The sequence below is a fragment of the Paraburkholderia sp. J94 genome (assembly GCF_905220285.1).
GTDB classification, from domain to species: domain Bacteria; phylum Pseudomonadota; class Gammaproteobacteria; order Burkholderiales; family Burkholderiaceae; genus Paraburkholderia; species Paraburkholderia tropica_A.
This window is the reverse complement of sequence record NZ_CAJMZH010000001.1, coordinates 455,542-480,956: the sequence shown is the minus strand read 5'-3', so window position 1 is coordinate 480,956 and position 25,415 is coordinate 455,542. Positions and strand designations below refer to the sequence as shown.

The following is a 25,415-nucleotide window of genomic DNA, read 5'->3' as shown; positions in this document are numbered from 1 at the left end:
AGCGGCAAAGCGCTCAGCCATCTTTTCATCTTCATACTCGAATAAATAAACGGGGAATACCTTGGGATTGCCCCAAAAAGAATCACGCAGACTTTTCGCCAAAAGACTTGAAGACGCTAAGCGTTGTACCCGTTAGCGTATCGCCGAGGAGATGCTGCGATTCTCGATGACTACCACTGCAGTCGCTGACCGACCTGCTGCTGTGGATGGTCGAGCGCTTTCACATAACGGGAAGATCACCCTGTCCTTCGCCGCGATGGTGCCGCAAGCCGTGTATTCTGCGGCCCGATCGCGATCAGCATCTCTCTTAACGCTTCAAAAGATTCCATCGCGGCTTCCACCTATGTCTCATAGCTCGTCCAATGATAGCTCGAACACGCGGGTTTCGAATCTGGTCAAAGTATGGGACGCACAAGTCTAATTTAGCCAACTCATTACCACGTTCATTTATATTGAGCACGTAAACGACAAGCCCACCTAAAGTCTTGATTTTTAAATATATAGGCTCAATAATTTTAGATCTTGCTGCAACTCATCTGACTCATCATCGGGCAGAGCATTGAGAATAGCCTCCAAGGATTCCTGCGCAATAAGTTCATCAATCTTTCTTCGATGAAAATCCGCGCCCCCTCCTCGGCCAGCCGCGAGAACAAGTGTAAGAACTTCGAGCATTAACCGTTCTGCAACGGTATCAAACGCATTGACGAACTCCTCGTACGCAAATCCAAACTCGTACTCGCCACTCACCCATTGCTGGCGACTAACAAGCTTCGTGCGACAATAAACATAATATGAATTTAAAAGAAATCCGCGAATTTCTCCGTATGTTGCTCGATCGTCCATCTTCATTTCCCCTTGCTCTGAGGGCGAAGTATTGCGCCCCCGTTATCCATTACATTGATTGAAATATTTGGGTACTTTATCTGAAATTTCTGAATCACATCAGAACAACTTGAACATGGCGAACGCTCAGTTAGCGCCGCAAGCGTGCCGGTATTCGACAGCGCGCCGGACGTGCTGACGCTGGCCGCGCCCTGCGCATAGGTCGTGCCGGAATTGACGGCGCTGGCCGCCTTGATTGCGACGTTGCCGCTCGCGCTCATCTTGCCGGACTGCACGAGCTGGCCCGCGCTGGTCAGCGTCAGATCGCCCGCCTGCGCTTCGATCACACCTGCGTTATTGACCCCGACGCCATACTCGTTCGACACCAGCACGATGCGATTGGCGTACATGCCGCCGAGCTGCGCCACGTCGATCGAAACACCAGGCGCGGCACCGGAGCCGGTCGTCGGTGTCGCATTCAGGGTTGTGTAGTCGACGTTGTTCTTGCCCGTGACGACATTCAGCGTATTGGCGTACAGCGCGGCGTTGACCTGCACCGCGCGCGCAATCAGATCGACCTGATCCACGTTGGTCGCATTGAAGCCTGCGCCCTGAACCGTGATATTGCCTTGCGTGACGTTGAAGCCAGTGAGGTTGCCGTTCGCATCGAGCAGCGGATTGCCGGTCGTGAGAATGCTGCGCGACGTGTTGATGAAGCCGCCGCCATCGACGACGATGCCGGAAGAATTCGCCACGACAACGGCCGCCTTCTGGCCTGCAACCTCGATATAACCGCGCAACTGCGACGGATTATTGCTATTGACCTGATTGACGATGACCCTGGCTGCGTCGCTCGCGCCGAAGTTCGGATTACCGCTAATCTGACCAGCGAGCTGCGTGCTCGTCATGAGCGGCGAATTGTTGAGAATTGCGCCGCTGCGCGAGACATCGAATTGCGAATAGGTGTTCAGCGATACGCCGGCGCCGGAAGGTTTCTGGATGTTCACCTGCGGCAGGCCATTGGCCGTGCTGATGACACCCGGCGCGTGCGCGCCCGAGGGCACGATCTGCGCAATGGACAAGGCAGGACTCAGCCCGAGCAGCGTGAGCGCGGCGAGCGCTGCATGACGCATCACGCGACTCGCGCGATCCGCAATGCGTAAGGATGGCCCCGACGATTTAGCTTTTACCCGCCCCGAATTGCCGTTTGCGATGGCCGTTTCGGCAACGGCGACCACCATTCCCCGCGACTTGTTGAATACAAGTCGGTAACAACCGCTATTTATTTTTCTGCTACCCGTGACGCTGGAAGAATTCCCGCCCGCGACTCAAGGCGTCTTCCCATTGCTGCATAACGACACCCGCGCACCGTGGCGTCGTTCCCCGAATTACTTTCAATACCTTTCTAATAATTTCAACCCGCTGCGGGCGCAGGCTAACAGATGGGCCAGCGTTTCGGGTAATTTTCTTAAACGCTTACCGCAATATATGCAAATTGAGTGAAAACCACACGGTCAGCACATGGGTGTATGGAATCGCGCAGGACCATGGTGAAAGACAGATGTGAGCCGCAAAGCGGACAGTGGCCGCTCGTACCGGAAGGTCCGAGCAGGGTCGACATGCGCCCCAGCATCCTTACTCCGACACGCTAGGTACCGCTAATTTTTAATTCGCATTCCCAATCTTTTAAATTGAGTCATCCACGTAACGCCCTACCCCACAATTGACGAATCGCTACGATGCAGGTACACTGCGCGCCGCGGGGTGGAGCAGTCTGGCAGCTCGTCGGGCTCATAACCCGAAGGTCACAGGTTCAAATCCTGTCCCCGCAACCAGAAACCCATAGAGATTTCCGCCATTCAAGAAGTTGGGGGCTGTTCCGTGATGAAACAGGTATTCGCGCAGCTTGCGTTCGCCACAGCCGCAATCGGCCTGACCAGCGCCACCCACGCAGCGGACGTCAACGTTGGCATTAACGTGGGTGCTCCTGTGGTGGTCGCACCGCCGCCGCCCGCCGCCGTTGTCATTACGCCGGGCTGGCATGGCGACCGCTATTGGGATGGCCACCGTTACTGGGAACACGACGACTGGGAGAGGCATCATCATCACGACAAGGGTTGGCATTGCCCGCCCGGACACGCCAAAAAAGGCGAGTGCTGATCAACCTCCCGCATGAACAAACCCGGCATCCTGGCCGGGTTTCGCATTTCTGGCTGCCGCGATTCGCAGCCTTGTCGGCGACGCCCGTCGGCACAACATCCGCGCCGAGAAGAAAGCACACGATAGCGTCGATAGCGCAGCGTGCCAGTCTGAAAGCGCCCAAACAATCTCCCCAAATCCCGATCGCGTCACACCCAGTTCGTTACGACCGACGCCCCCTCCTTCTCCTCCTGTCGCGCGTCCGATCCACAAAGTCGAAACAAGTGTAATCAACTGTTATCCGCAGGCACGCGGGCCTGATTTGCGGCCAGAAATACATCTCTGCTTTGGTACGATCCGGGCTTTTCGTCCAAAGCGCAGCCGCCGTGAAACACCCGTATGTGTCGCTATTTCGTGAATTCTGCACACGCTGGGTGAGCCGTGCCCGCTCGCTCGCCGCTGCGATCGGCGCGAAGCAATACCGTCTAATCCGTGTGGCGCTGCATGGCGTTCGCCACCCGACGCGTCGCGGCCTTGCATTGGCACTCGCCGCGCCGCCACTGTTTTGCGCAGCCTACGCACTGGCGCTTGTTCCGTTCACACCGCATCTCGGTGACATCCGCAAAGCCCGCGTCGATCGTCCCGCTCTGATCCTTTCCGCCGATGGCAAGGTGCTCACCGAGTTCAAGCCGGTTAACCGCGAGTGGGTCGCGCTTAACCAGATTTCCCCTCATGTGGTCGACGCCCTCATTGCGACAGAGGATCACCGTTTCTATCAGCACCACGGCATCGATCTCCAGCGCGTTGCAGCAGCGGCGTTGCATACGTTCACCGGCAGTCGCCAGGGTGGCTCGACGATCACGCAGCAGCTCGCGCGCAATCTGTATCCGGAAGAGATCGGCCGGGCACCAACATTGACGCGCAAGCTCAAGGAAGCGATTACGGCGCTCAAGATCGAATCCGTGTACAGCAAGGACGAGATCCTGACGACGTACCTGAACACGGTGCCGTTTCTCTACAATGCGTACGGCGTCGAAATGGCTGCGCGTACGTACTTCGGCAAAACCGCAGCCGAACTCAACATCCTTGAAAGTGCAACGCTTGTCGGGATGCTGAAGGCGAATAGCGCGTACAACCCGGTGATCAATCCAGATCGCGCACTCGAACGTCGCAACACCGTACTCGCGCAGATGGTGAAGTTCGGCAAACTTGACCCGAACGCATACGCCCGGCTCCAGCGCCAACCGTTGCGCGTTAATTTTGAGCCGCAAGCGGAGGCTGTGGGCGCTGCGCCGCACTTCACGGCACAGTTGCGCCGATGGCTGACCGCATGGGCAGATCACAACGGCTACAGCATTTATTCCGACGGTCTCGTTGTTCATACAACGATCGATTCACGGCTTCAGGCAATGGCGACGCAGGCGGTTGCCTGGCAAATGAGCCAGTTGCAGTGGATTGCCAATAACGCGTGGAACGAACGTACAGGCTGCTGGCCGGGCAATGCCTTGTTTCAGTCGTTCATCCGGCAGACAGCCGAGTATCGGGCTACACGTGATGCTGGCCTGCCGGACGACGCTGCCATCAAGAAGCTGGCGAGGGACGCTTCGTTTGTCGAGGGACTTTGCCATAGCAAGACACAGATTCAGGCCGGGTTCGTCGCCATGGATCCCCGTAACGGGGATATCAAGGCCTGGGTCGGCAGCCGCGACTTTCAGGGCGAACCGTTCGATCACGTGCAGCAGGCGCGACGACAGCCCGGCTCCACGTTCAAGGCCTTTGTCTATGGCGCCGCCTTTGCAGATGGCGCGCAGCCGGGCGACACAATCGTCGATCGCAATGTCGCGATCGCCTTGAAGGGCAACGCGGTATGGAAGCCGACTGATCCGGAGCCCGCCACCGGCCGGCCGATGACGCTGCGTAACGCCCTCGCATTTTCACGTAACCGCGTCACGGCCCAGCTCATGCAACGGGAAGGGCCCGGGAAAGTGGCCGCACTCGCACGCGCCATGGGCGTGCGCGAAAGCCCCCTTGATGCGGTGCCGTCGCTCGCTCTCGGTACCAGTCCGGTCACGCTCAGGGAGATGGTCTCGGCGTATTGCACTATCGCGAACCGCGGGGCCTATGTTGAGCCTCGCATGGTGACTCGCATCGAAGACCGCAACGGCAACGTGCTCGCTGCGTTTCCTGCGACGGCCCCGGAGCAGGCACTGCCGACAGCGGCCGCACTCAAGCTGGTCGATGTGATGCGCGACGTTGTCGATCGTGGTACCGGCGAGGATATCCGCACGCGTTTCGGAATTCACGCCGATGTGGCGGGCAAAACAGGCACGTCGCAGGATAGTACGGATAGCTGGTTCATCCTGATGCATCCCCAGCTTGTCGCGGGCGCATGGGTGGGATTCGACGATGCGCGTGTAACGCTGCGCAACGACTACTGGGGAGAAGGCGCCCACAGTGCCTTGCCGGTGGTTGGAGCGTTCTATGACATGGCGCTGCGCGCGCGGGTCATTGATGCGCACGCACAGCTCCCGTCCGGCGGCGGCACGCCCCGAACAGGTCGTGCGCACAAGCGTCATCACTTTCTTTTCTGGAACTTTTGACTGAGCGGATGCTGCGACGAAAACGCAGGATCCATTCGGGATGGCCAGATGCCCTTTGCAATCGCTCACGAGCGGCATATCGGGCATATCGGGCGATCTGGGACCCCGCATGGAGTACGACTCTCAACTGCCCGCGTTGCGTGCGTCACGCGACCAACGCAGGTACGAGCAGTAGCGGCACTGACGTCAATCTCACTTCCCGCTCCGCAACGCTGCCTAGCAGCCAGCGCGTCAACCCGCGTCGTCCATGCGTTCCCAGCACGACGAGTTGTGCCTTCCAGTGGCGCGCTTCACGATCGATGGCATGAGGCACGTCATCAAATGTATTCCGGGTCTTGATGACAGCCGTCTCCACTTTCCATGCCTTCTGCTGCCCGCAAATGGCGAGTTCGTTGGCCGCCAACGCGACGACATTTTGTCCGATCGCGGTCTGGCAGTCTTCGAACTGCTTCTCGAATGGCCCCGTCCCCGGCGCAAGAAGCCGGTCGACGATATAGACGACACGGCAGTCCGCCCGTGGTGCCGCCAGCCGCGCGCCCACGCGCAAGGCCGCAACGGACCCGTCACTGCCGTCGGTCGCAAACAGGACGCGCGACAATGGCGCGTTCGTTTCCGGCTCATGGTCAACCGGGACGATCAAGGTTGGCCAGCGGAGCAATCGCGCAAGCGGCGCGGAGACCTCGCCTTCCACCCAGCGCATCAGCGCCCTGCTATGGCGTGTTCCGAGGACAACCAGATCGGGCGACCATTCCGATAACGCTTCAGCAAGCGCGTGAACAAGGTCTCCGCTCTCCTTGCTCAAGTCGACGAGTTGTCCGTCAAGGTGCGCACCGCAGCCATCCAGCGCGGATTGAGCGGCCTGGATGGCCTCTCCGGCGTCATGCCGCAGTTCCTCCCGCGCGGCTTCGAGCTGCGACCCAACCCACCTTCCGAGCGGCACGAGCGTGCGCGGATTCTCGGCAACCGACACGACACGCACCGCATTGCCGGGATGCAGCAGTTGCCTCAGATATCGGAGCGCCGCGGTTGATGCGGGTGTGGAATCGACAGCGACCATGATTCTTGCAAAGGGCATGCAAGTATTGGCGTCGGATTTCTGGGCCATTTCGCACCTCACCACCACACAACGATCGTGATTGAGAGCAGTCTCCTGGCGCAATGCAAGAACTGCAATTCGGGCTGATTAACCTACACATTAAACATTGAAAGGCTTTGCGATATCGGACTTTAGTCCGACTCGCAGAGAGCGAGGGTAAAGGGAGTCGATCAGGGAATGCAGGTATGTAAACGATAAACGAAGCCGCACAGCCCATCACGCTTCCCGCTTCGGCGATGAATACCGTCAGCGGCACAGCCACGGCTTCGGCGGACGCGAGCCTGCGCGCGCTTCAGACGACGCCGCCTGGGGTCTACGAAATCGCAACGGTAAAAATCCTGATTGCCTCGTCGAGCATCTCGGCCTGTACGGAAAGACTCTGGGCGATTGCGGCACCCTGCTCGACCAGCGCTGCGTTTTGCTGGGCTCGCCCTATCACGAGTAATTATCCACGTCTATATTTAACTAAATTGACAATTGTTAACATTGCCTCTGTGTGTGCGCGCCGAAGCCTGTATGGTTGCACGTCGCAATAGTCATAAATAACGTGTTTTTCACAGAACAGGCATCTCACAACGGCTAAAAATCGTTAAAACCCGCGTTCAGGCTGTTTCACTTTCCCATACTGCTTACAGTCATTCGCAATCAGCTGTCTCCCTCCTGTTCCATTAGCGAACAACAGCCCAAATCGGCAAGCCTGCTATCCCACTGTATCTAAAGGATTTCAGCAGGAAATTTCACCGTTTTCTCCAAAGCACACTCATTGCGCATCGAATGTTGCGCGGCCGCTGCATGGCCATTTCCTCACCCAAGACTTACCAGTGCTTCTGATATCTTTCGCGCCGAAATATTTAAACAATTAACGCAGTCATTGCGCGAGGTGGCGAATTGAAATTTCGTGAAACACGAAGTGACGTCAATGCGGCTGTATCAGGAGATGGCATCGGCAGTTATTCGCCGGTCGAGGCAAGCCGCCGCGCCGCGCGAGATGAACGCTTCGCGCTCGTGCGCAGCCGGGTTTCCATCGCGGTCATGCTGGCCGTTGCAGGTAGTTTTTCGATGGCGAGCAATTCGGCCAGCGCAAACGGAGGCGCTGGCGTCAGCGTGCTTGGCGGCGGCGCGGGTGGCCCCGGTGGCACCGACGGCAGTCAGTCGAGCGCAACGGGACAGAACGGCGGCACGGGTTCGATCAGCTCGAGCGCCGGCTCCGGCGGCGGCGGTGCGCTCAATCAGACTACCGGCAACGGCGCTGCGGGTGGCGCATCGGGCATCTACGCCGCGGGCATGGTCTACGGTACGGCCGGTGCCACCGGCAGTGTAGGCCTGATCGTCACCACGCAAACGAGCATTTCGACCGCTATCACGGGTGGCGCCGGTCAGGCTGGCCAGATCGCAGTAACCAACGTGAGATCCGCAGGCGGCGGCGGGGGCGGTGGTGCCGGTGTGCAGGCAACTGCCGACGTGACCGTCACGAGCACGGGCGATGTCACAGGGGGCTCGGGTGCCAGACACACGGGTGCGGGCGGCGGCGGTAGCGGCGCGGGAATCTTTTCCTCGGCCAACGTCACGATCGATGCGGGAGGCCAGGTTAGCGGCGGGTCGGGCAGTCAAGTGGTCATTCCCGGCAGCGGTGGCGGCGGTGAAGGTGGTGTGGCGATCGTTCTGGTGGGCACGGGCACTGTGACGAACAGCGGCACCCTGACCGGTGGCACTGGCGAATATAGCCTCTCGGGTGGAGGGGGCGATGGCGGCGCCGGTGTAGAGATTGTGTCCGGTGGCGCCGTCATTAACGAGTCGGGTGGAACGATCACGGGCGGAACCGGAGGCGCAGGCCTTTTGAGGACCTCTTATGGCACCCCCAGCACGCCCGGCGCAGGCGGCGCAGGCATCACGGGCTCCAACGTCACCGTCATCAACGCCGGCACGATTACAGGCGGCACAGGCGCGACTCGCGCCGGATGGACCCCGGTCAACGGCGATGCCATCCAGTTCACCGGCGGCGTCAACTCGCTGGAAATCTGGTCCACCTCGGTCATCAACGGCAATGTCGTCGCGTACAGCGCAGCGGACACGCTCAAGCTCGGCGGCAGCACCAATGCGAGCTTCGATGTCTCGCAGATCGGCTCGACCGCGCAATACCAGGGCTTCGGCGTCTTCGAGAAAGTCGGCACGAGCACATGGACGCTGACCGGCACCACATCCGCCGTCACGCCGTGGACCTTGAGCGCGGGCATCCTGCAAATGTCATCCGATAGCAATCTCGGCGACGCATCGGGCGGCCTGACGTTCAACGGCGGCACGCTCGAAAACACCGCCGATATCACCAGCGCGCGCAACGTCACGATGCAGGCGAGCGGCACGATGCTGACGGATGTCGGCACGACCTTCACGCTGAACGGCGCGATTACGGGCGCGGGCGCGCTGACCAAGACCGGCAGCGGCACACTCGTCCTCAACGGCAACAACACCTACACCGGCGGCACGACAATCAGCGCCGGCACGTTGCAGATCGGCAGTGGCGGCACGAGCGGCAGCATCGTCGGCGACATCGCGAATAACGGCGCGCTGGTGCTGGACCGCGCCGGTACGCTGACGTTGAACGGGACGATCTCCGGCAGCGGCAGCGTCAGCCAGATCGGAACCGGCACGACCGTACTCGCCGCCGATAACACCTACACCGGCGGCACGACGATCGCGAACGGCACGCTGCAACTCGGCAGTGGCGGCACGAGCGGCAGCGTCGTCGGCAACATCACCGACAACGGCGCGCTCGCGCTCGATCGCAGTGACACGTTCACGCTCGACGGCCTGATCAGCGGCACAGGCACGCTGAGCCAGATCGGTGCGGGCACATCGATCCTCAACGCTGCAAACACCTATGCCGGGAACACGCAAGTGCTGGCAGGCACGCTCGCGGTCGGCGACGCGGCGCATACCAACGCGTCCATTGCCTCGGGCCTCACGACCGTCGCGGAAGGCGCGACGCTCGGCGGTTACGGCAGCGTGTCGGGCTCGGTCGACAACAGCGGCACGGTCGCGGTCGCCAACGCGTTGTCTGCGTTTGCATCGGCGAATACCGGCACGTTCACGATTGACGGCGACCTCGCCAACGCAGGTGTGATCGATCTGGCCGCCGCATCGGGAAACATCGGCAACACGCTCAACGTCGCGGGAAATTACTCGGCCACGAACGGCGCGCTCGTGCTGAACACCTTGCTCAACGCGGGCGGCGCAGCATCGCAGACCGACCGGCTCGTCGTTGGCGGCAACGTCAGCGGCACGACGGCCATCACGGTGAACGGCTCGGGCAACGGCGCGACAACGACCGGCGACGGCATCGAACTCGTGCAGGTCAATGGCACGTCGGCGGCGAACAGCTTCCACCTTGCTGCGCCCGTTCAGGGCGGCGCCTATCAATACCTGCTGTATCAAGGCGGCGCAACGGACGCCAATAGCTGGTATCTGCGCTCGCGGCTTGAAGCAGCCGACCCGACAGCTGCGTCGGCCACCGGTGCTTCGGCATCGGCGCCCGTGGCCTATCGACCCGCCGTGGTCGGCTATTCCGTCACGCCGCTGCTCAACGCGGACTATGGCTTCAGCATTCTCGGACGTCTGCATGAACGCGTCGGCGATGTGGCGAATCTCGATGCCGCGCAACCGGCGCACGCGAACGGTATCTGGGGTCGCCTCGGCGGACAGAACCTCGATGCCGACGTCGGCGACCGCTTCTCTACCGACGAGCACACGTTCTTCGCGCAGTTCGGCAAGGACTGGACGCTGTCGAGCAACGTCAACGGCGGCAGCACGCATGCAGGCGCAACGATCACGATCGGCTCGACGTCGGCGAACTTCGCCGATAGCGCACGCAGTATTGCAGCCTTGTCCGTTTCGACTGGCACCGTCGAAACACAGGCGCAATCGATCGGCGGCTACTGGACGAAATTTCTGCCCGACGGCACCTATTTCGATGGCGTGGGCCAGTTGACGCACTACCACAACCGCTATGGCGATATCTATGGCGGCAGCGCGAGCCAGAACGGCATCGGCGCGGGTATCTCGGGCGAAGTGTGCAAGCCGTTCGCGCTCGGCTCGACGGGCGTGGCGATCGAACCTCAAGCACAACTTCTCTATCAATATCTGCACCTGAACGGCTTCGACGACGGTATTGCGAACGTCAGTTCGAACACGACGAACGGAATGCGCGGCCGCCTCGGCTTCAGGATCTTCAAGGCCAATTTGAACAACGATTCGAAGACGTCGAGCATCACGCCGTATTTCACCGCAGACGTGCTGCACGACTTCTTCTCGCCGGGCCAAACCACAATCGGCGATACGCCGTTCGATAACGCGATGCAGAAGACCTGGTATGACGTCGGCTTTGGCATCACGGGCAGCTTCGGCAAGCGCTCGGCGATTTACGCGAGCATGAAATACGAACACAGCCTCGGCGGCGAATATCGTCGCAATGTGTTCAGTCAGGCCGGTTACCGGTTTAGCTGGTAACGTCCGACACCCTGCGTTTCTCGGAGAAGAGGCCCCGTCACCGCCGAATGCGGTGACGGGGCTTGAGCGCAGGTTCCGCATCAATTACGCGCGGCCGGACATCGATCATCCATGTCAATCGAGCCATTGCTCCAGAAGCCGACGCAACTCACCCGCGAAGCGCGTTTCTTCAGCATCGTTCGGCCCACCCGCGATTCCGATTGCCCCGATAACGACGCCTCGATAACGCAACACGTCGCCCGCAACCGCGGGAACGATACCGGGGATCGCCCCGATGCCGGGGTTGGTGTCGTGCGCGAGCTTCAGCAGAACCTCGGTATCCACACCGTTGCTCGCCGCACTTTTTGCCTTCGCAATGGCAGCATCGACGCAGCCCGGATGCGCGCCGTCGTGCCGGTCGAAATCGAGCAGATTGCCGCTGGCGTCGGCGATGGCAACACAGAGCCGGTAGCCGCGCTTGTCGCCCATCTCGATCGCCTGTGCAAGCAGCTTGCGCGCGGCCGCGCTCGACAAGGTCGGCTGCGTGCTTACCCAAACGCTATCGGGCGCATTGGCTGGCGCGGCCATGACGGTCACGTCCGCAGAGGACAACGCAACCAGCAAGGCGGCAACGGCGCTTTTCATCAACGAGTCTCCGGTGATCATGCTCAAAACGCCGTGCTCGCGCGCGTTGCGATATCGACTTCGTTCTGGATAGTCGAGCCCGCCACGCCCACCGCGCCGTAGAACTGACCGTTTTTGACGACCGGAATGCCGCCACCGATTGCGATCATCTCGGGCAGCGCCGCCACGGCGGGCTGGCCGCCGTTCACCATGTCCATGAAGACGCCCGTGGGCGCGCGATAGATGGCTGACGCGTGCGCCTTGCCGATGGCGGACGCCGTGCAGCCAGGCGCCGCGCCATCCATGCGATCGAACGCGATCAGCGTCCCGCCCGCATCGGAAATGGCGATGCAGACGGGCGCGTTCAAAGTCTTCGCGCTGCGCGTCGCGGCTTCGACAAGCGCGTGCGCGCGAACCAGCGAGAGATTTGCCGCCACGGGCGCGGACTCGTCGGCATGCGCGTACGTCATGCATGTGGTCGCGGCGGCCAGAGCTGCGAATGCGCGCAGTCGTACGAACGGTCGAAGATCATTCATGGTGTGTACTCCGAATTAGTGTGAATGGAATGACGAGCCGCTTGATCGATGCGCGCACGACGCGCCCGTTGCCATCGCCAGCGCACGATGGAAATCAGCAAGGCGATGGCCACCAGGCCAACGAGCGCGCTGAAGCCGATCAGCGGTTTGATGTTGTCGAGAAGCCAGGGTGTCCGGCCCCCGTTGCGCGTGACGCGCACCTGCGAGGCGTCCACCGTGACCGCGGGATTGCCGAAGCGTTTCGTCACGAAGTTGACGAGCGCTGCGATCTGTTCGTCCGACATATCGCGGCCGAACGCGGGCATCACCGTCTGGCCCGTCGCATCGTGGCGGTCGATGCCCTGCACGACCGTCATGATCAGATTCGATGCATCGCTTGCTCCCACCGTCGTCGACGACGTGAGCGACGGATAGACGCCCGCCTTTCCCTCGCCGCGATCGCCGTGGCAACTCGCGCAGGCCGCGCCATAGAGCACCGCGCCAGAACTAACGTGCCGATATTCGGCAATCTCATCGGGCGTCGAGTCCGTACCTGTTTCGTCGTTTTCCTGTGCCAGCGGCCGGGCTTGCGTCCACGCGAAATCGGCCCGTTGCATGCCCGCGTTAGTTGAAGCCGATGCAGGAACGCGCCGCAAATAGGCCGCGATTGCGCGCAAATCGCTTTGCGGCATCTGCGAGAACGAATGCTCGATGGCTTCGGCCATCGGGCCGGCTGCGCTCGCGCGACCTTGAGCATGACCCTTGCGCAGATAATCGACGAGTTGCTGTTCGCTCCATCCGCCGACACCGCGCACGGGATCGGATGTGATATCCGGCGCTTTCCAGCCGCCAACGCTACCGCCCGTGAGGTACGCGAAGCCCTGCTCGTTCATCAGCGCACCGCGCGGCGTGTGGCAGCTTGAACAGTGCCCGGCGACATCGACGAGATAACGTCCGCGCTGCTCCTGCGCGGTCAGTCCAGCATCGTTGCCATGTGGGCCGACGCCATAAAGCAGATTCCATCCGGCCATCAGCCAGCGCTGATTGAACGGGAAACCCAGCGACGTTTTAATCACAGGCCGTGTATCGACGGGAGCGATGCCCTTCGTCATGTACGCGTAAAGCGCCGCAACGTCTTCATCGCGCATGCCCGCGTAGGACGGGTAAGGCATCGCGGGATAGAGATGCGTGCCGTCACGCGCGATGCCCTTGCGCAAGGCGTCCGCGAATTGCGCGAGCGTATAGCCGCCCATGCCTGCCGTCTTCGACGGCGTGATATTGGGCGCAACGATCACGCCGAGCGGGCTTTCGATTGCGCGGCCGCCTGAAAACGGCGCGCCACCCACGGCGGTATGGCAAGCGGCGCAATCCGCTTCGATGGCGACGGCCTTGCCGCGCGCGATCATTGCTGCGTCGGCGGATTGCGTTTGAGCGTGCGCGTGCGCCGCGAAAGACAGCGCCCACACACACAATGCCAACTGCACACGGACGCGCCTCATCCGACTCGCCTTGAACGATCCGGTCATCGCCTAGACCTCCGTAGCGATGCGGTCGGCCGCACGAATGGCGAGCGCGATGCCGGTGAGCGTCGGGTTCACCGCCGAGCAGGCGGGAATATTGCCCGTGCCGACCACGAACAAATTCTCGTGATCCCAGCTACGGCAATCCTTGTCGACAACCGAAGTCTTCGGGTCGTCGCCCATGATGACGGTGCCCATGATGTGATCGACCGCCACGATCTCTTCGCCGCGCGCCATCACATCGGTACCGCCCATCGCCTTGATGAACTGCTCGAAATCCTGACGCACGACCGGCGCGGTATTGCGGCTGTAATCGTCGAGATCGTAGTGCACCGACATGGTTGGCAAACCGATGACCGTTCTTCCCTGCCCCAACGTGACGCGGTTCGATGCTTGCGGCAACGTTTCCCAGAAACCGAACATCTCCACGAAGCGTGCGGAATCATGGCGAATCCGGTGATCGAGTTCGGAGCCAAGCACGCCCTGTTGCAACAGGCGCGTCGTGATGAATTCATTGGCCACCGGCATCGACAACTGATACTTATTCGACGCGCGATGACGACGAAAATCGCCATCGCGCAAATTCATGATCGCATTGCCCTGAATCGGCCCGCGACCGGGCCATAGCGGTTCGTCCGCGAGAAAACGCAGTATCAGCGCAAGATGCGGCATCAGATTGCGCCCGACCTGATCGCTCGAATTACCGACATGGGACATCAGCAGCAATTTCGCCGATTCATAGGCATGCGCCGCCACGACGAAAGTACGCGCGGTCAGGCGTGTGTCTTCGCCCTTCGAATTCCGGTAGTGCACGGCGGCGATTTTGCCGTTGGGCCCTTTTTCGAGCTTGAATGCAGTGGCGTCCGTCAGGAGGCGCGCGCCGGCCTGCTCGGCCAGTTCCGCGTGAATAAAGCCCGAGTAATTCGCGCCGATAGGACACGCCGGCAGGCAATTGTTATTGCCCACGCAAGCGGGCCGCCCGCGATAGCCGGCGCTTGCACGCGTCGATGGCTCCGTAATCACGCGATAACCATGCGGCTCGATGCGCTTCGCAATGCGTTGGGCGTAATACGTGTCGACTTCGCGCGGCAACGGATAAGGCGTCGAGCGCGGCGGCCACGCGCGCCCCATATTGCCCGCCTGGTCCTCGCTGTTATCGCCTGCCACCCCGATTTCCGCTTCCGCGCGTGCGTAATATCGTTCGAGATCGTCGTAATCGATAGGCCAGTCGCGGCCCACGCCATAAAGCGACTTCAATTTGAAGTCGCTCGGAATCAGCCGCCAGGCCGCGCCGCCCCAATGCCACGTCGTACCACCCACCAGTTTCAACTGGCCCGGCGTCATGATCTGATTGCCGGTATTGACGATATAGCCGTCATAAGCCGAAGTGGGCGCCCAGGGCTTGTTGGGAAACGGCGCGATATTGTCCTTGCGCCGCGAGGTATTGTGAAAATTCTGGATCAGTTTCCAGCGCGGCATCCGCTCGCCCGCTTCGAGCAGGATCACCGACTTGCCCTGCTTCGCCAGTTCATAGGCCGCGTTCGATCCCACCGCGCCCGAACCGATCACGATCACATCCGCATCAAAACCTGTACTCATGTTTCCTGTCTCCCTGTTTTTACAGGTTCTTCAATCGGTCGCCAGCGTGGCGGGCGGCTCATGCCAGAAGCCATTTTTGCCGCGCGAGAACGTGGGAATGATCGAGACGTCGAGCGTTGGCGCGAACATCAGCGCCTCGCGATACGTCACGAAGCGCGAAGCATCGGCCATCTTCGAGAGATCGGGTGTGCCGGTGTAGCCCAGATACCAGGCCGACACGATCGTCGTTGCCGTGGCGCGATTGCGCGCGCCCGCTTCGGTCGCGAGAAAATCGTCCATCGTTTTCGCGCGCGATACGGCGATTACCTCGGATAACGCGGAGAGCTTGCCATCGAAACCGGGATCGAGCGCACGCAATTGCGTGAGCGCCCGTGCCGCGAGCGTCGTGTCGAGTTGCGTTTTGCCCGTTAAAAACCCGCTCAAACTGGCAAACGTGTCGGCCTGCATGACCGCGGGTGCTTGCGCAGGCAGACTGCCCGCGCGCAGCTCGGTGTCTAGTGCAAACGCTCCGGTCAGCGCGATGCCGATCTGCAGGAAGCTGCGGCGCGTCACGCCGCTCGTTGTGCTTTTCTCTCGCGATTGCGACATGGATGACGTCTCCTCCATCGATGTGGCGTGCTCCGCTTCAGGCGGATGCCGCCGGTACGATCGCCTTGTCGCGCACGCGCTGGCTGGCGAACAACACAAGCAACCTGCGCGGCACGAATCCACGCGCCAGCAACCAGCCGTCAAGCGAGAAACGGCCTGCGCCCGACAAAGCGAAGCTCAGGTAGAAAATCGCCATCAACATCGGATATTCCCAGCCGCCGTCGGGACCATTCGCCCACGTGAAGCCGTTGTCGAAATGCGCGCCATAGTGATTGGCAATGGCGAAATAAAGCGTCGCACCCAATGCGGCGAGACGCGACAACAGGCCAATGCCGATACCAATCGCAATCGCGAGTTCGCACAGTCCGCCCATGATGACGAACGGCCCCGGCGTCGCGATGCCAAAGCCGCCGAACACCGTGCTCATGTGATGAAACGAAGCGCTGCCCGCAAACAGCTTTTCAGTGAAGTGACCGACCATGTCGAAGCCGAAATAAATCCGCACGACCGTCATTTGCCATTCGAGTCCGCTCAGGCGTTCGCCAGGAGCCGCCTGATTCCAGTTGTTTTGCAGACAATCGAGAAACATCGCGACATAGATCACCGCGATAACAGCGGAAACGATCATCACCGGCCAGATATTCATCATGGCGGCGACGCGCCAGTTGGTCAGCCACAGCAAGGTGGAAACGAGAAAGCCCACAGCGAAGTTACGCGGCATGACCCAGTGCGCGGCAGCAACGGCCAGCACGCACATGGCGACGCAGAAATAATTGGCGCTGTCGTGCAACGCGCCGCCGATCACGCCGTAATAGACGGTCGCAATCAGGCCAACGATCAATGCCAGCGTAGCGAGCGAAAGCGGAACGCGAGCCGGTCGAAGCGAAGAATAGAAGTTTTCGGACATAAGCATGTGTGTGTGCAGCCCAGCAGGCTGCACGGTCAGTGATAAAAGCGTTAGACGTTGTGATTAGCCGGGCCGCCGTATTCGTCCGGCAATTTGAAGCGCCAGATCTTGAACGGATAGGTCACGAGGCTCTTTCCGCCGGGGCCGCGCACGAGTTGCAGATTCACGGACTGCGAAATCGGAATGTAGAGATAGCGGTCGGCGGTAATGAACAGGCCGTCGCCGCCCCAGAGGTTTTCGTCTTCGATCAGCACGCGCACGTCGCCATTGGGCAGCAGCACGGAAATGCACGGGCGGCTCGCTTCGGCCATGAAGAGATTGCCCTTGCTGTCGATCGCTGTGCCACCCAGCGTCGGCGTGTCGTAGACGTATTCGACGGCCTGGCGCACATCGGCCTCGCTAATCGAGCGATCGCGTAGCACACGCGTCGGCACGCGGTACAGCGGACCTTCGGCAGTCTGGTAATAGAACCATTCGCCGTCAGGGCTGATTTCGAGTTGATCAGCGTGCACGGTATGTGGCTTGCCGTCGGGATGCACCATCGGCACGTTGTCGCGCGCAATGCCCGCGCGCTGCATCGTCGTACTGGTGTGGCCCGCAAGACGGCGGAGCCCGTCACCGGTTTTCAGATTGACCACGACAATCGCGCCCGCGCCCGAATCGGTCAAATAGGCGTAGTTACCGTAAATGCGGATATCGTTGAATGCGGCTCCAGGCGGCAAGACGTCGGTGCCAAATTCATATTTGCGCACGATCTTGTTCGTGCGCGTATCGATCTGCACGAACTTGCCCGCGCCCGGCATGAAGGCGTCATGGCCCGGCACCGTGCCCTGATCGACGGCCCAGATCGTCACGCCGTCGAAGCAGTTGACGGCATTCACCCCGACGAAACTGTCCGTGCCGGAATCGCCCGGCTTCCACTCATTCCACGCGCCGCCCGGATACGGCACCAGCGAGCCGTCCTTCATCACTTCGACGAGCGCGGGCGTTTGCTCGAAACCGGGCCAGCGCGGCATCGAAGCAAACATGCGGCCATTCGCGGTGAGCGTTACGCCATTCCACAGATGCGTCGGCGACGTCGCGACCAGCTCCAGCTTCACGCTGCTTTTCGGATACGCGAACGCGCGGGTGGCCATACCGCCCGCAAGCGGTGCAAGCATCAACGCCCTGAGGCAATTCCTTCGCAATGCGAAATGCCGTTGATCGACATTCGTCATGATGTGTCTCCGTTTCGATTTATTGTCAGAAAAGTTGGCGCAGGCCGGCGGTGACGAGCACCTGAGAAGGCTTGCCCGCATCGACCATCGCTGCGCCGATGACAGCTTGCGCAGGCCCCGAACCGTTCGAACCGTTTGCGTGGCCGTATCCGCCTTCGATATAGATCGCCGTGCGCTTGCTCAAGTCATAGAGCGCGCCGAGCGTGACCGTCTGATAGACCGCCGATGAGTCGCCCGTCGAATGCATGTAGTTATAAGCAAGCTGCGTTTCGACGACCGGCGTGACCTGCCAATGCACGTACGCGGAACCGATGTGGTAATGCTCGGTTTTCGTGAATTGCGACCAGCCGTCGGGCACATATTCGGCATAACTGTAATAGCCGCCGAACGTGAACGTGTCGAGCTTGTAGCTGGCTGCCACGCGGCCGATATTGATCGCGCTAGCCGACGCATACGCGCTATTAATCGACGTGAAGAAAAGCGACTCGGCGGCCGTGGTCTGACGCGCGGAGATCGCAGGATTCCCGTTGTCGATGTGCATGCCGCCCGCACCGATCGAGAACGGCCCCGTGTGCCACGACACCGCCCCGCCGAACGCCTGCCCCGACGCCACCGAACCCGCCACACCGCCAAACGCGTAACTCGCACCAATACGCAGGCCGTTCCATTCGCTGCTCAGCCATTTCACGGAGTTATTGAAGCGAGCGTTCGAATCGGCGTTATCGACGTCGCCGGGTGTCGTGAACAAGCCGCCGAAATACGCGTCGGCCTGGTTCGGTTGCACGAGATCCGTCATCGGATCATATTGGCGGCCGAGGGTCAGCGTGCCCCAGCGGGTGTCCGCCACGCCCACATACGCCTGGCGGCTGAATAGCGTTCCGCTCTTATCGAATGTGCCATCTGCGATAGAAAAACCGCTTTCGAGGGTGAATATGGCCTTCAACCCCGCTCCCAGGTCCTCGCTGCCGGTCAATCCCCATCGCGTGGCGTTGAGACGGCCACTCGTCATCGAATACTGGTCGTGATCGCCACCCGCATGATGAATATAGGTGATGCCCGCATCGGCGATGCCATACAGCGTCACCGAATTCTGCGCCTGTGCGCTGGCGCAGACCGCGCCCAATACGGCGCCCGTCACCGCCAGAATTGCCGTTTGCCTCATTCCTGCTCCTCCAGTCTTGTTTTCTTTATTCGACGAATGGCCGTCGCACCGTTTCACGTTTCTTACTGAACGAGTTTCACCCGTTCGATCTTTCCGACAATCACCAGATAACTAAAAATCGCGAGCAACGCATTCGCACCGACGAATAGCAATGCGCCATTGAATGACCCGGTTCCGGCAATCAGGTAACCGATCACGATCGGCGTGACGATGCCCGCGAGGTTGCCGAACAGGTTGAAGATCGAACCGCACAATCCCACGACCGCCTTCGGCGAAGCGTCAGCGAGCACGGCCCAGCCCAGCGCGCCGAAGCCTTTGCCGAAGAACGCCATCGACATCAGCACGATCACGAGCCAATCGGCCTTGACGTAATTGCAGCCGACGATCGAGAGCGAAAGCAGCATGCCGAGCACGATCGGCAGCTTGCGCGCCGCGCTCAGCGAATAGCCGCGCCGCGCCAGCGCATCCGAAAACGCGCCTCCGAGCAAACCGCCGAGAAAACCGCAGATCGCGGGCAACGAAGCCGTCACGCCGGCCTGCATGATGGTCATGCCGCGTGCCTGCACGAGGTAGACCGGAAACCACGTAAGAAAGAAATACGTGAGTACGCTGATCGAAAACTGCCCGAGGTAAATGCCGAGCAGCATGCGGTTCGACAGCAGTTGACGCGCGCATGCCCATCCACCGAGCCGCATGAGCGCATCGACGGCTTCTTCGCGCCGCTCAGCCGTTGCGCTTTGGCCGATGTAATCGAGTTCGGCCTGATTCACGTGCGGATGGTCATGCGGCTCTTTCATCGCACGCATCCAGACGAAGGCCATCGTCACGCCGAGCACGCCCATCGTCACATAGACGTATTGCCAGCCGAACGTGTGCGTAATCCACGCCATCAGCGGCGTGAAGACAACAGCAGAGAAGTACTGCGCGGAATTGAATACCGCCGACGCCATGCCGCGCTCCGTGGCCGGGAACCAGGTCGAAACAATTTTCGCGTTGGCGGGAAACGCGGGCGCTTCGGCGATACCCATAAAAAAGCGCAAAGCGAACAGGACGACGAGAATCGAAGCCGTCGCCAGCTCCAGACTCGCCACGCCTTGCAGCAGCGTGAAGCACGACCAGAAAAGAATACTGCCGCCATAAACACGTCGCGCGCCGAAGCGGTCGAGCAACCAGCCGCTCGGCAATTGCGAAAGCGTATAGGCCCAGCTGAATGCGGAAAACAGATAACCCATCTGCACTGCATTCAAACCGAGTTCGCCTTTCATCGCGGACGCCGTGATCGAAAGCGTCGCGCGGTCTCCGTAATTCAAGGCCGTGATCATGAAGATCATCGCGAGCACGACGTAGCGCACCTTGCTGCGCGACGCCTCTCTCGCGATGCACGCTATCGAATCGCGTTGCATGCCTGCTCCTGTTCCTGTTCCGGTAGTGCCCGGATGTCTCCGTTATTCATCGCCTGGCGTTTCATCCGCCCATCAACTGCACACGCTTTACGCGCGCTGCGGCACGCCGTCCACCCTGCGCCACAACGCCAGCGGATTGCTGTTTTTTAGCGCGTCGTGTTGCAGCGTGTCGGGCAGATCCTGGTAACAGACTGGCCGCAGAAAACGATCGATCGCCGATGCGCCGACCGAGGTGTACATCGCATTCGACGTCGACGGGAATGGACCGCCGTGCACCATCGCGTGACTCACTTCGACGCCCGTGGGAAAACCGTTGACGAGAATACGGCCGGCCTTGCGTTCGAGCACCGTGAGGAGCGTGCGTGCGTCGACGTGATCGGCATCATCGAGTTGCAGTGTTGCAGTCAACTGCCCTTCGAAGCGCTCAGCGATTTCCAGCAGTTCGTTCAGGTCTTTCGCACGCACAAGCACGGAAGCGGGGCCGAACACTTCGTCCTGAAGCGCTGCATCGGCCAGGAAGCGCTTTGCATCCGTCACATAGAGCGCGGCTTGTGCCGCATTGCATTGCGCTTCGACGGCCGCGCCTTGAGCGATCTTTTGCACGCCGTCCAGCGCATCGAGCGCACGCGTGCCGTCCTGCCAGGCCGCGTGAATGCCCTGTGTGAGCATCGTCTGCGGCTGCTTTGCGGAAAGCGCCAGTGACGCCGCAATCAGGAAGCGTTGCAGGTCGGGCCCGTCAATGGCGAGCACGAGACCGGGATTGGTGCAGAACTGTCCCGCGCCAAGCGTGAGCGAATCGGCAAAATCGCGGCCAATCGTTTCAGCGCGATGACGCAATGCGTCGGGCAACAGGAATACCGGATTGATACTGCTCATTTCCGCGTAGACGGGAATCGGCTCAGGACGCGCGTTGGCGATACGCAGCAGCGCAAGGCCGCCCTGACGCGAACCCGTGAAGCCCACCGCCTTGATGGCGGGATGCGCGACCAGCGCCTCGCCGATCTTGCGTCCCGCGCCGAACAGCAGCGAGAAGGTGCCATCCGGCATGCCGGTTTCCTTCGCAGCCGCCTGAATCGCGCGACCCGCGAGTTCCGAAGTACCCAGATGTGCGCCGTGCGCCTTCACGATCACCGGCGCACCCGCCGCGAGCGCCGATGCCGTATCGCCGCCCGCCACCGAAAACGCGAGCGGAAAATTGCTCGCGCCGAATACGGCCACGGGGCCGAGCGGCAGCTTCATCAAGCGCAGATCGGCGCGCGGCAGCGGCGTGCGTTCCGGCAGCGCTGAATCGATCGTGGCACGCAAAAAATGGCCTTCGCGCACTTCATTGGCGAAGAGGCGCAACTGCCCCACTGTGCGCCCGAGTTCGCCTTGCAGGCGCGCACGCGGCAGACCCGTTTCCGCGTGAGCACGCGCGATCAACGCGTCGCCGCTCTCCAGCAGATGGCTGGCAATCGCTTCCAAAAATGCCGCGCGACGCGCGAGCGGCAGCGTGCGATAGGCGTCAAAGGCGCGCGCCGCGAGCGTCGCCGCGCGTTCCACTTCTGCTTCGTCGCCGAGGCCGAAGACGGGTTCGGCGATCTCCGCGTTCGCTGCGGGATCGAATGCGCGCTGCTCGCCCGCCTGCCCGCGCACCGCCGAGAAACCGATGAGCATTTCGCCCGTCAATGCAGTCATGTGTTTGCTCCTGAAAATATCGTCGTCACCATCGGATTGCGCGGACCGGTTTCAGCGGCCATTACGTGCGCGCCACACGGCGAACTTCTCGCGCGTCTCTTCGCGCGTCGCCGGATACAGGCCGATGATGGTGTTGCCTTCGCGCACTTCTTCCATCACGAAGTCTTCGAAGGCCGTCATTTCCGTGGCCTCGGCGGTGATTTCTTCGACCAGATGCGCCGGAATGACGATCACACCGTCGTTGTCGCCGACCACCACGTCGCCCGGAAACACGGCAGCCTGGCCGCAACCGACCGGCACGTTGATATCGAGCGCTTCATGCAACGTGAGGTTGGTCGGCGCGGAAGGACGCGTGTGGAATGCGGGCATGTCGATCTGCGCGATGTCGTCGGCGTCGCGGAAACCGCCGTCGGTCACGACGCCTGCCACGCCGCGTTTCATCAGGCGCGTGACGAGAATGCCGCCCGCCGATGCCGCACGCGGGTCGTTGCGGCTATCCATCACGAGCACGGCGCCCGGCGGGCAGATTTCCACGGCCTTGCGCTGCAGATGATCGGGATTCCGAAATACCTCAAGACCGTTCCGGTCTTCGCGCGCCGGAATGTAGCGCAGCGTGAACGCTTCGCCCACCATGCTTTTCGTGAGCCGCTTGAGCGGCGTGACACCCTGAATCACCTGCTGACGCAGGCCGCGCTTATAAAGCGCGGTGGCTAGCGTGGCGGTGCTGATCTTTTCCAGTTGAGCGCGCAATTCGGCGGTAAGGACGGTCATACGAGTAGCCTTCTAAAATGAGAGATCGATAACGGGATTCAATGCGCGGGGATTCAATGCGATTCACGCACGACGGCATCGGCGCGCAGCTTCACTTCCGGCCGCAGCGCCGTGCCGAGTCCCGGCACAACGGGCGCCTGTACCATGCCGCGCTCGATAACGGGCAGTTCGGTCACGAGATCGCGATACCAGGTCGAAAGCGTGGCGCGCACGACTTCCTGATAGATCGCCGTGGACGCATGCAAGGCAAGATGAAGCCCGGCCATCAAGGTGATCGGTCCCGTGCAGTCGTGTGGCGCGAGCGCGCGGCGATGCGACTCGGCGATGGCGGCGATCTTGCGTGCCTCCGTGAGGCCGCCGCACCAGGCGATGTCGACCATCACGACGTCCACCGCGTCGGCGGCCATCAACTCGCGGAACTGCGTGCTGCCCGAGAGCGTTTCGCTGCCGCAGATCGGCACACGCACCCGCGAGCGCAGATTGGCGAGCGCTTCGATGTCGTGCATCTTGTTGATGGGGTCTTCGGCCCAGAACACGCCGTAGTCTTCGAGTGCGCGGCAGATACGCTCGGCAGGCAATGCGCCCCACAAGCTGTGCATTTCGCACATCACTTCGATGTCGTCACCCACGGCCGCGCGAATCTTCCTGAACGGCTCCAGCCCCTTCTTGAGATCGGCGAGAGAAATCGTCTGGCCGCCGGTCGCCGCCGCGAAGACGTCGAACGGCCAGATCTTCATTGCGCGATAACCTTCTTCGAGCAGACTTTGCGCGAGACGGCCCGCATCCTGATTGAACGCGACCTGATCGTCATAGGGGCCTTGCGCGGCATCGTTTTGCGAAATCACGCGGCGCGCCGTCTGATTGCTGTTATAGGCATAACCCGCGCACGTGTTGTACGCCTGGATCGTCAGGCGGTTTGCACCGCCCAGTGCTTCATGCACCGGAATGCCGTGACGTTTTCCAGCGATGTCCCACAACGCGATATCGACCGCGCTGGCCGCACGGATTTCCGCACTTGCGCCTTGAAAGCCCACATACGGCGTATGCAACTGGCGCGAGATTGCGTCGATGCGGCGCGAGTCCTGCCCGATCAACAGCGGCGCGACCTGTTCGTGCAGCACGGCCTCGACGGCCTGCGCGCCACGAAACGTTTCACCCAGCCCGAGGAGCCCATCGTCGGTTTCGAGTTCGACCCAGATGAGATTGGGCCGCTCGGCGATACGGATAGTGCGAAGCTTCGTAATACTGGACATGGTTGCGTGCAAGTGAAGTTGAACGATGTGCTCATGCTCACAACCGGCCACGCGACCGTCAACAAATGGACGAGGCTGTATTACAGGTTTAAGATGCGCCCCACGATTACTTCGAGTCGCGTTCATGTCCATTTCTCCGCTGACCGACCTTGCGTATCAAGGCATCCTCGCCTTCATCGATCGCCATCGACTGGGCGGCGACGACAAACTGCCTGGGGAAAACACCATGGCCGAATTACTCGGCGTTTCACGCCCTGTCGTGCGTCAGGCGCTCGCGCAATTACGTTCGGAAGGCTGGATCGTGTCGCGCAAAGGTTCGGGCAATTACGTGGGCCGTCCGCAATTGCGCAGCATGCCGTTCGGGCCCATCGAAAACGTCGAAGAGGTGCGTGCATTTCTGGAGTTTCGCTGCGTAATCGAAGGAGAATGTGCGGCATGGGCCGCCACGCATGCGCAGCCCGATTTACTGCGTGAAATCAGCGCGCGCCGACGCCTGCTCGAAGTAGCCATTCATCGCGGCACCGAAAGCATCGAAGAAGACATCGCTTTTCACGAAGCGATCGCGCAGGCAAGCGGCAACAAGTTCTATGGCATGACGATGGCGGCCATTCGCGACCATCGCCGCATTGCCACGCGCATGATCCGCGAACTCTCGAATCAGCCGCGTCTGCGCCGCGTGCGCGATATCCGCGACGAACATCTACGTATCGACGAAGCGATTGCACGCGGCGATAGCGACGGCGCACGTCAGGCCATGGTCGAGCACATCCGCAGCGGCATTGCTCGCCTCTTTGGCTGAACGCCTCCCGCAAGCGTACAAAGCTTCGCCCCGACTGACACGCGCTCATTTGAATCGATCGATTCAAAATGTCGATTGCCTCGCGGTCGGGCTGAAACTATCCTTCGGCATCTCTCCCGTGTGACCAATTGGCGCAGGCCGGCAACTTGATTGCCCGACCCGCCACGCACTGGAAATCACAACCAGAACGGAAAGCGTGCCGACCGCGAGTCGATTGCACGCTGCATTGTTTCGCCCCAAA

The 25,415-nt window shown here is 61.0% G+C and carries 19 protein-coding genes and 1 tRNA gene; 5 read left to right on the top strand and 15 right to left on the bottom strand.

The annotated features are described in order from the left end of the window. Nucleotides 1-492: 492 nt before the first annotated feature. Both U4Y88_RS02100 and U4Y88_RS02095 read right to left on the bottom strand, forming a co-directional pair. Nucleotides 493-849, bottom strand: coding sequence for a hypothetical protein (locus tag U4Y88_RS02100; protein WP_321781890.1), 357 nt, complete (start codon nt 847-849; stop codon nt 493-495). Beyond that, a complete protein-coding gene (locus U4Y88_RS02095; RefSeq protein WP_321782240.1) occupies nt 846-2,108 on the bottom strand; it encodes a filamentous hemagglutinin N-terminal domain-containing protein in 1,263 nt (420 codons plus the stop codon). Before U4Y88_RS02095 ends, U4Y88_RS02100 begins: the two co-directional genes overlap by 4 nt. Nucleotides 2,109-2,580: 472 nt before the next feature. Here U4Y88_RS02095 and U4Y88_RS02090 point away from each other — a divergent pair. The 3 genes from U4Y88_RS02090 to U4Y88_RS02080 all read left to right on the top strand — a co-directional run bounded on the left by U4Y88_RS02090 (nt 2,581) and on the right by U4Y88_RS02080 (nt 5,561). Continuing rightward, a tRNA-Met gene (locus U4Y88_RS02090) sits at nt 2,581-2,657 on the top strand. Nucleotides 2,658-2,706: 49 nt separating this feature from the next. Then, nucleotides 2,707-2,982 carry a hypothetical protein gene (locus tag U4Y88_RS02085; RefSeq protein WP_321781888.1) on the top strand — a complete coding sequence of 92 codons (276 nt, stop codon included), beginning with the start codon at nt 2,707-2,709 and terminating at the stop codon, nt 2,980-2,982. A gap of 365 nt (nt 2,983-3,347) precedes the next feature. Next, on the top strand, nt 3,348-5,561 hold the full coding sequence (locus U4Y88_RS02080; RefSeq protein WP_321781886.1) for a penicillin-binding protein 1A: 2,214 nt from the start codon (nt 3,348-3,350) through the stop codon (nt 5,559-5,561). Nucleotides 5,562-5,706: 145 nt separating this feature from the next. Here U4Y88_RS02080 and U4Y88_RS02075 read toward each other — a convergent pair whose 3' ends face one another. Next, nucleotides 5,707-6,666, bottom strand: a complete 960-nt coding sequence (locus tag U4Y88_RS02075) for a universal stress protein (protein WP_321781884.1) — start codon at nt 6,664-6,666, stop codon at nt 5,707-5,709. Between the two features lie 1,050 nt (nt 6,667-7,716). On the opposite strand from U4Y88_RS02075, the gene U4Y88_RS02070 reads away from it, so the two are divergent. Further along, nucleotides 7,717-11,160, top strand: coding sequence for an autotransporter outer membrane beta-barrel domain-containing protein (locus U4Y88_RS02070; RefSeq protein ID WP_321781882.1), 3,444 nt, complete (start codon nt 7,717-7,719; stop codon nt 11,158-11,160). A gap of 114 nt (nt 11,161-11,274) precedes the next feature. Here U4Y88_RS02070 and U4Y88_RS02065 read toward each other — a convergent pair whose 3' ends face one another. From U4Y88_RS02065 to U4Y88_RS02010, 12 genes are all read right to left on the bottom strand, one after another. Then, complete coding sequence (locus tag U4Y88_RS02065; protein ID WP_321781880.1) at nt 11,275-11,805, bottom strand: GlcG/HbpS family heme-binding protein; 531 nt, start codon at nt 11,803-11,805, stop codon at nt 11,275-11,277. Nucleotides 11,806-11,807: 2 nt separating this feature from the next. Further along, complete coding sequence (locus U4Y88_RS02060; RefSeq protein ID WP_321781878.1) at nt 11,808-12,233, bottom strand: heme-binding protein; 426 nt, start codon at nt 12,231-12,233, stop codon at nt 11,808-11,810. 62 nt (nt 12,234-12,295) lie between these two features. Beyond that, nucleotides 12,296-13,762: a cytochrome c gene (locus U4Y88_RS02055; protein WP_321781877.1), complete on the bottom strand. Its 1,467-nt coding sequence runs from the start codon at nt 13,760-13,762 to the stop codon at nt 12,296-12,298. A gap of 45 nt (nt 13,763-13,807) precedes the next feature. Then, nucleotides 13,808-15,397, bottom strand: coding sequence for a GMC family oxidoreductase (locus tag U4Y88_RS02050; protein WP_321781875.1), 1,590 nt, complete (start codon nt 15,395-15,397; stop codon nt 13,808-13,810). A gap of 30 nt (nt 15,398-15,427) precedes the next feature. Further along, a complete protein-coding gene (locus tag U4Y88_RS02045) occupies nt 15,428-15,985 on the bottom strand; it encodes a sugar dehydrogenase complex small subunit (protein ID WP_321781873.1) in 558 nt (185 codons plus the stop codon). 37 nt (nt 15,986-16,022) lie between these two features. After that, nucleotides 16,023-16,898 (bottom strand): DoxX family protein, encoded by an 876-nt coding sequence (locus U4Y88_RS02040; protein ID WP_321781871.1) that lies wholly within the window; start codon nt 16,896-16,898, stop codon nt 16,023-16,025. Between the two features lie 44 nt (nt 16,899-16,942). Continuing rightward, the gene (locus U4Y88_RS02035; RefSeq protein ID WP_321781869.1) at nt 16,943-18,052 is read right to left on the bottom strand and encodes an L-dopachrome tautomerase-related protein; all 1,110 of its coding nucleotides are present in this window, start codon (nt 18,050-18,052) and stop codon (nt 16,943-16,945) included. Nucleotides 18,053-18,134: 82 nt separating this feature from the next. Then, nucleotides 18,135-19,271, bottom strand: coding sequence for a porin (locus tag U4Y88_RS02030; RefSeq protein WP_224005987.1), 1,137 nt, complete (start codon nt 19,269-19,271; stop codon nt 18,135-18,137). Nucleotides 19,272-19,333: 62 nt separating this feature from the next. Next, entirely contained in the window at nt 19,334-20,674 is a 1,341-nt protein-coding gene (locus U4Y88_RS02025; protein WP_321781867.1) for an MFS transporter, read from the bottom strand. Between the two features lie 87 nt (nt 20,675-20,761). Further along, nucleotides 20,762-22,351, bottom strand: a complete 1,590-nt coding sequence (locus U4Y88_RS02020) for an aldehyde dehydrogenase (NADP(+)) (protein ID WP_321781865.1) — start codon at nt 22,349-22,351, stop codon at nt 20,762-20,764. 51 nt (nt 22,352-22,402) lie between these two features. Next, nucleotides 22,403-23,122: a ribonuclease activity regulator RraA gene (locus U4Y88_RS02015; protein ID WP_321781863.1), complete on the bottom strand. Its 720-nt coding sequence runs from the start codon at nt 23,120-23,122 to the stop codon at nt 22,403-22,405. Between the two features lie 53 nt (nt 23,123-23,175). After that, nucleotides 23,176-24,501, bottom strand: a complete 1,326-nt coding sequence (locus U4Y88_RS02010; protein ID WP_321781860.1) for a mandelate racemase/muconate lactonizing enzyme family protein — start codon at nt 24,499-24,501, stop codon at nt 23,176-23,178. Here U4Y88_RS02010 and U4Y88_RS02005 point away from each other — a divergent pair. Then, nucleotides 24,500-25,174, top strand: coding sequence for a FadR/GntR family transcriptional regulator (locus U4Y88_RS02005; RefSeq protein ID WP_224005971.1), 675 nt, complete (start codon nt 24,500-24,502; stop codon nt 25,172-25,174). The genes U4Y88_RS02010 and U4Y88_RS02005 overlap by 2 nt on opposite strands. Nucleotides 25,175-25,415: the final 241 nt, after the last annotated feature.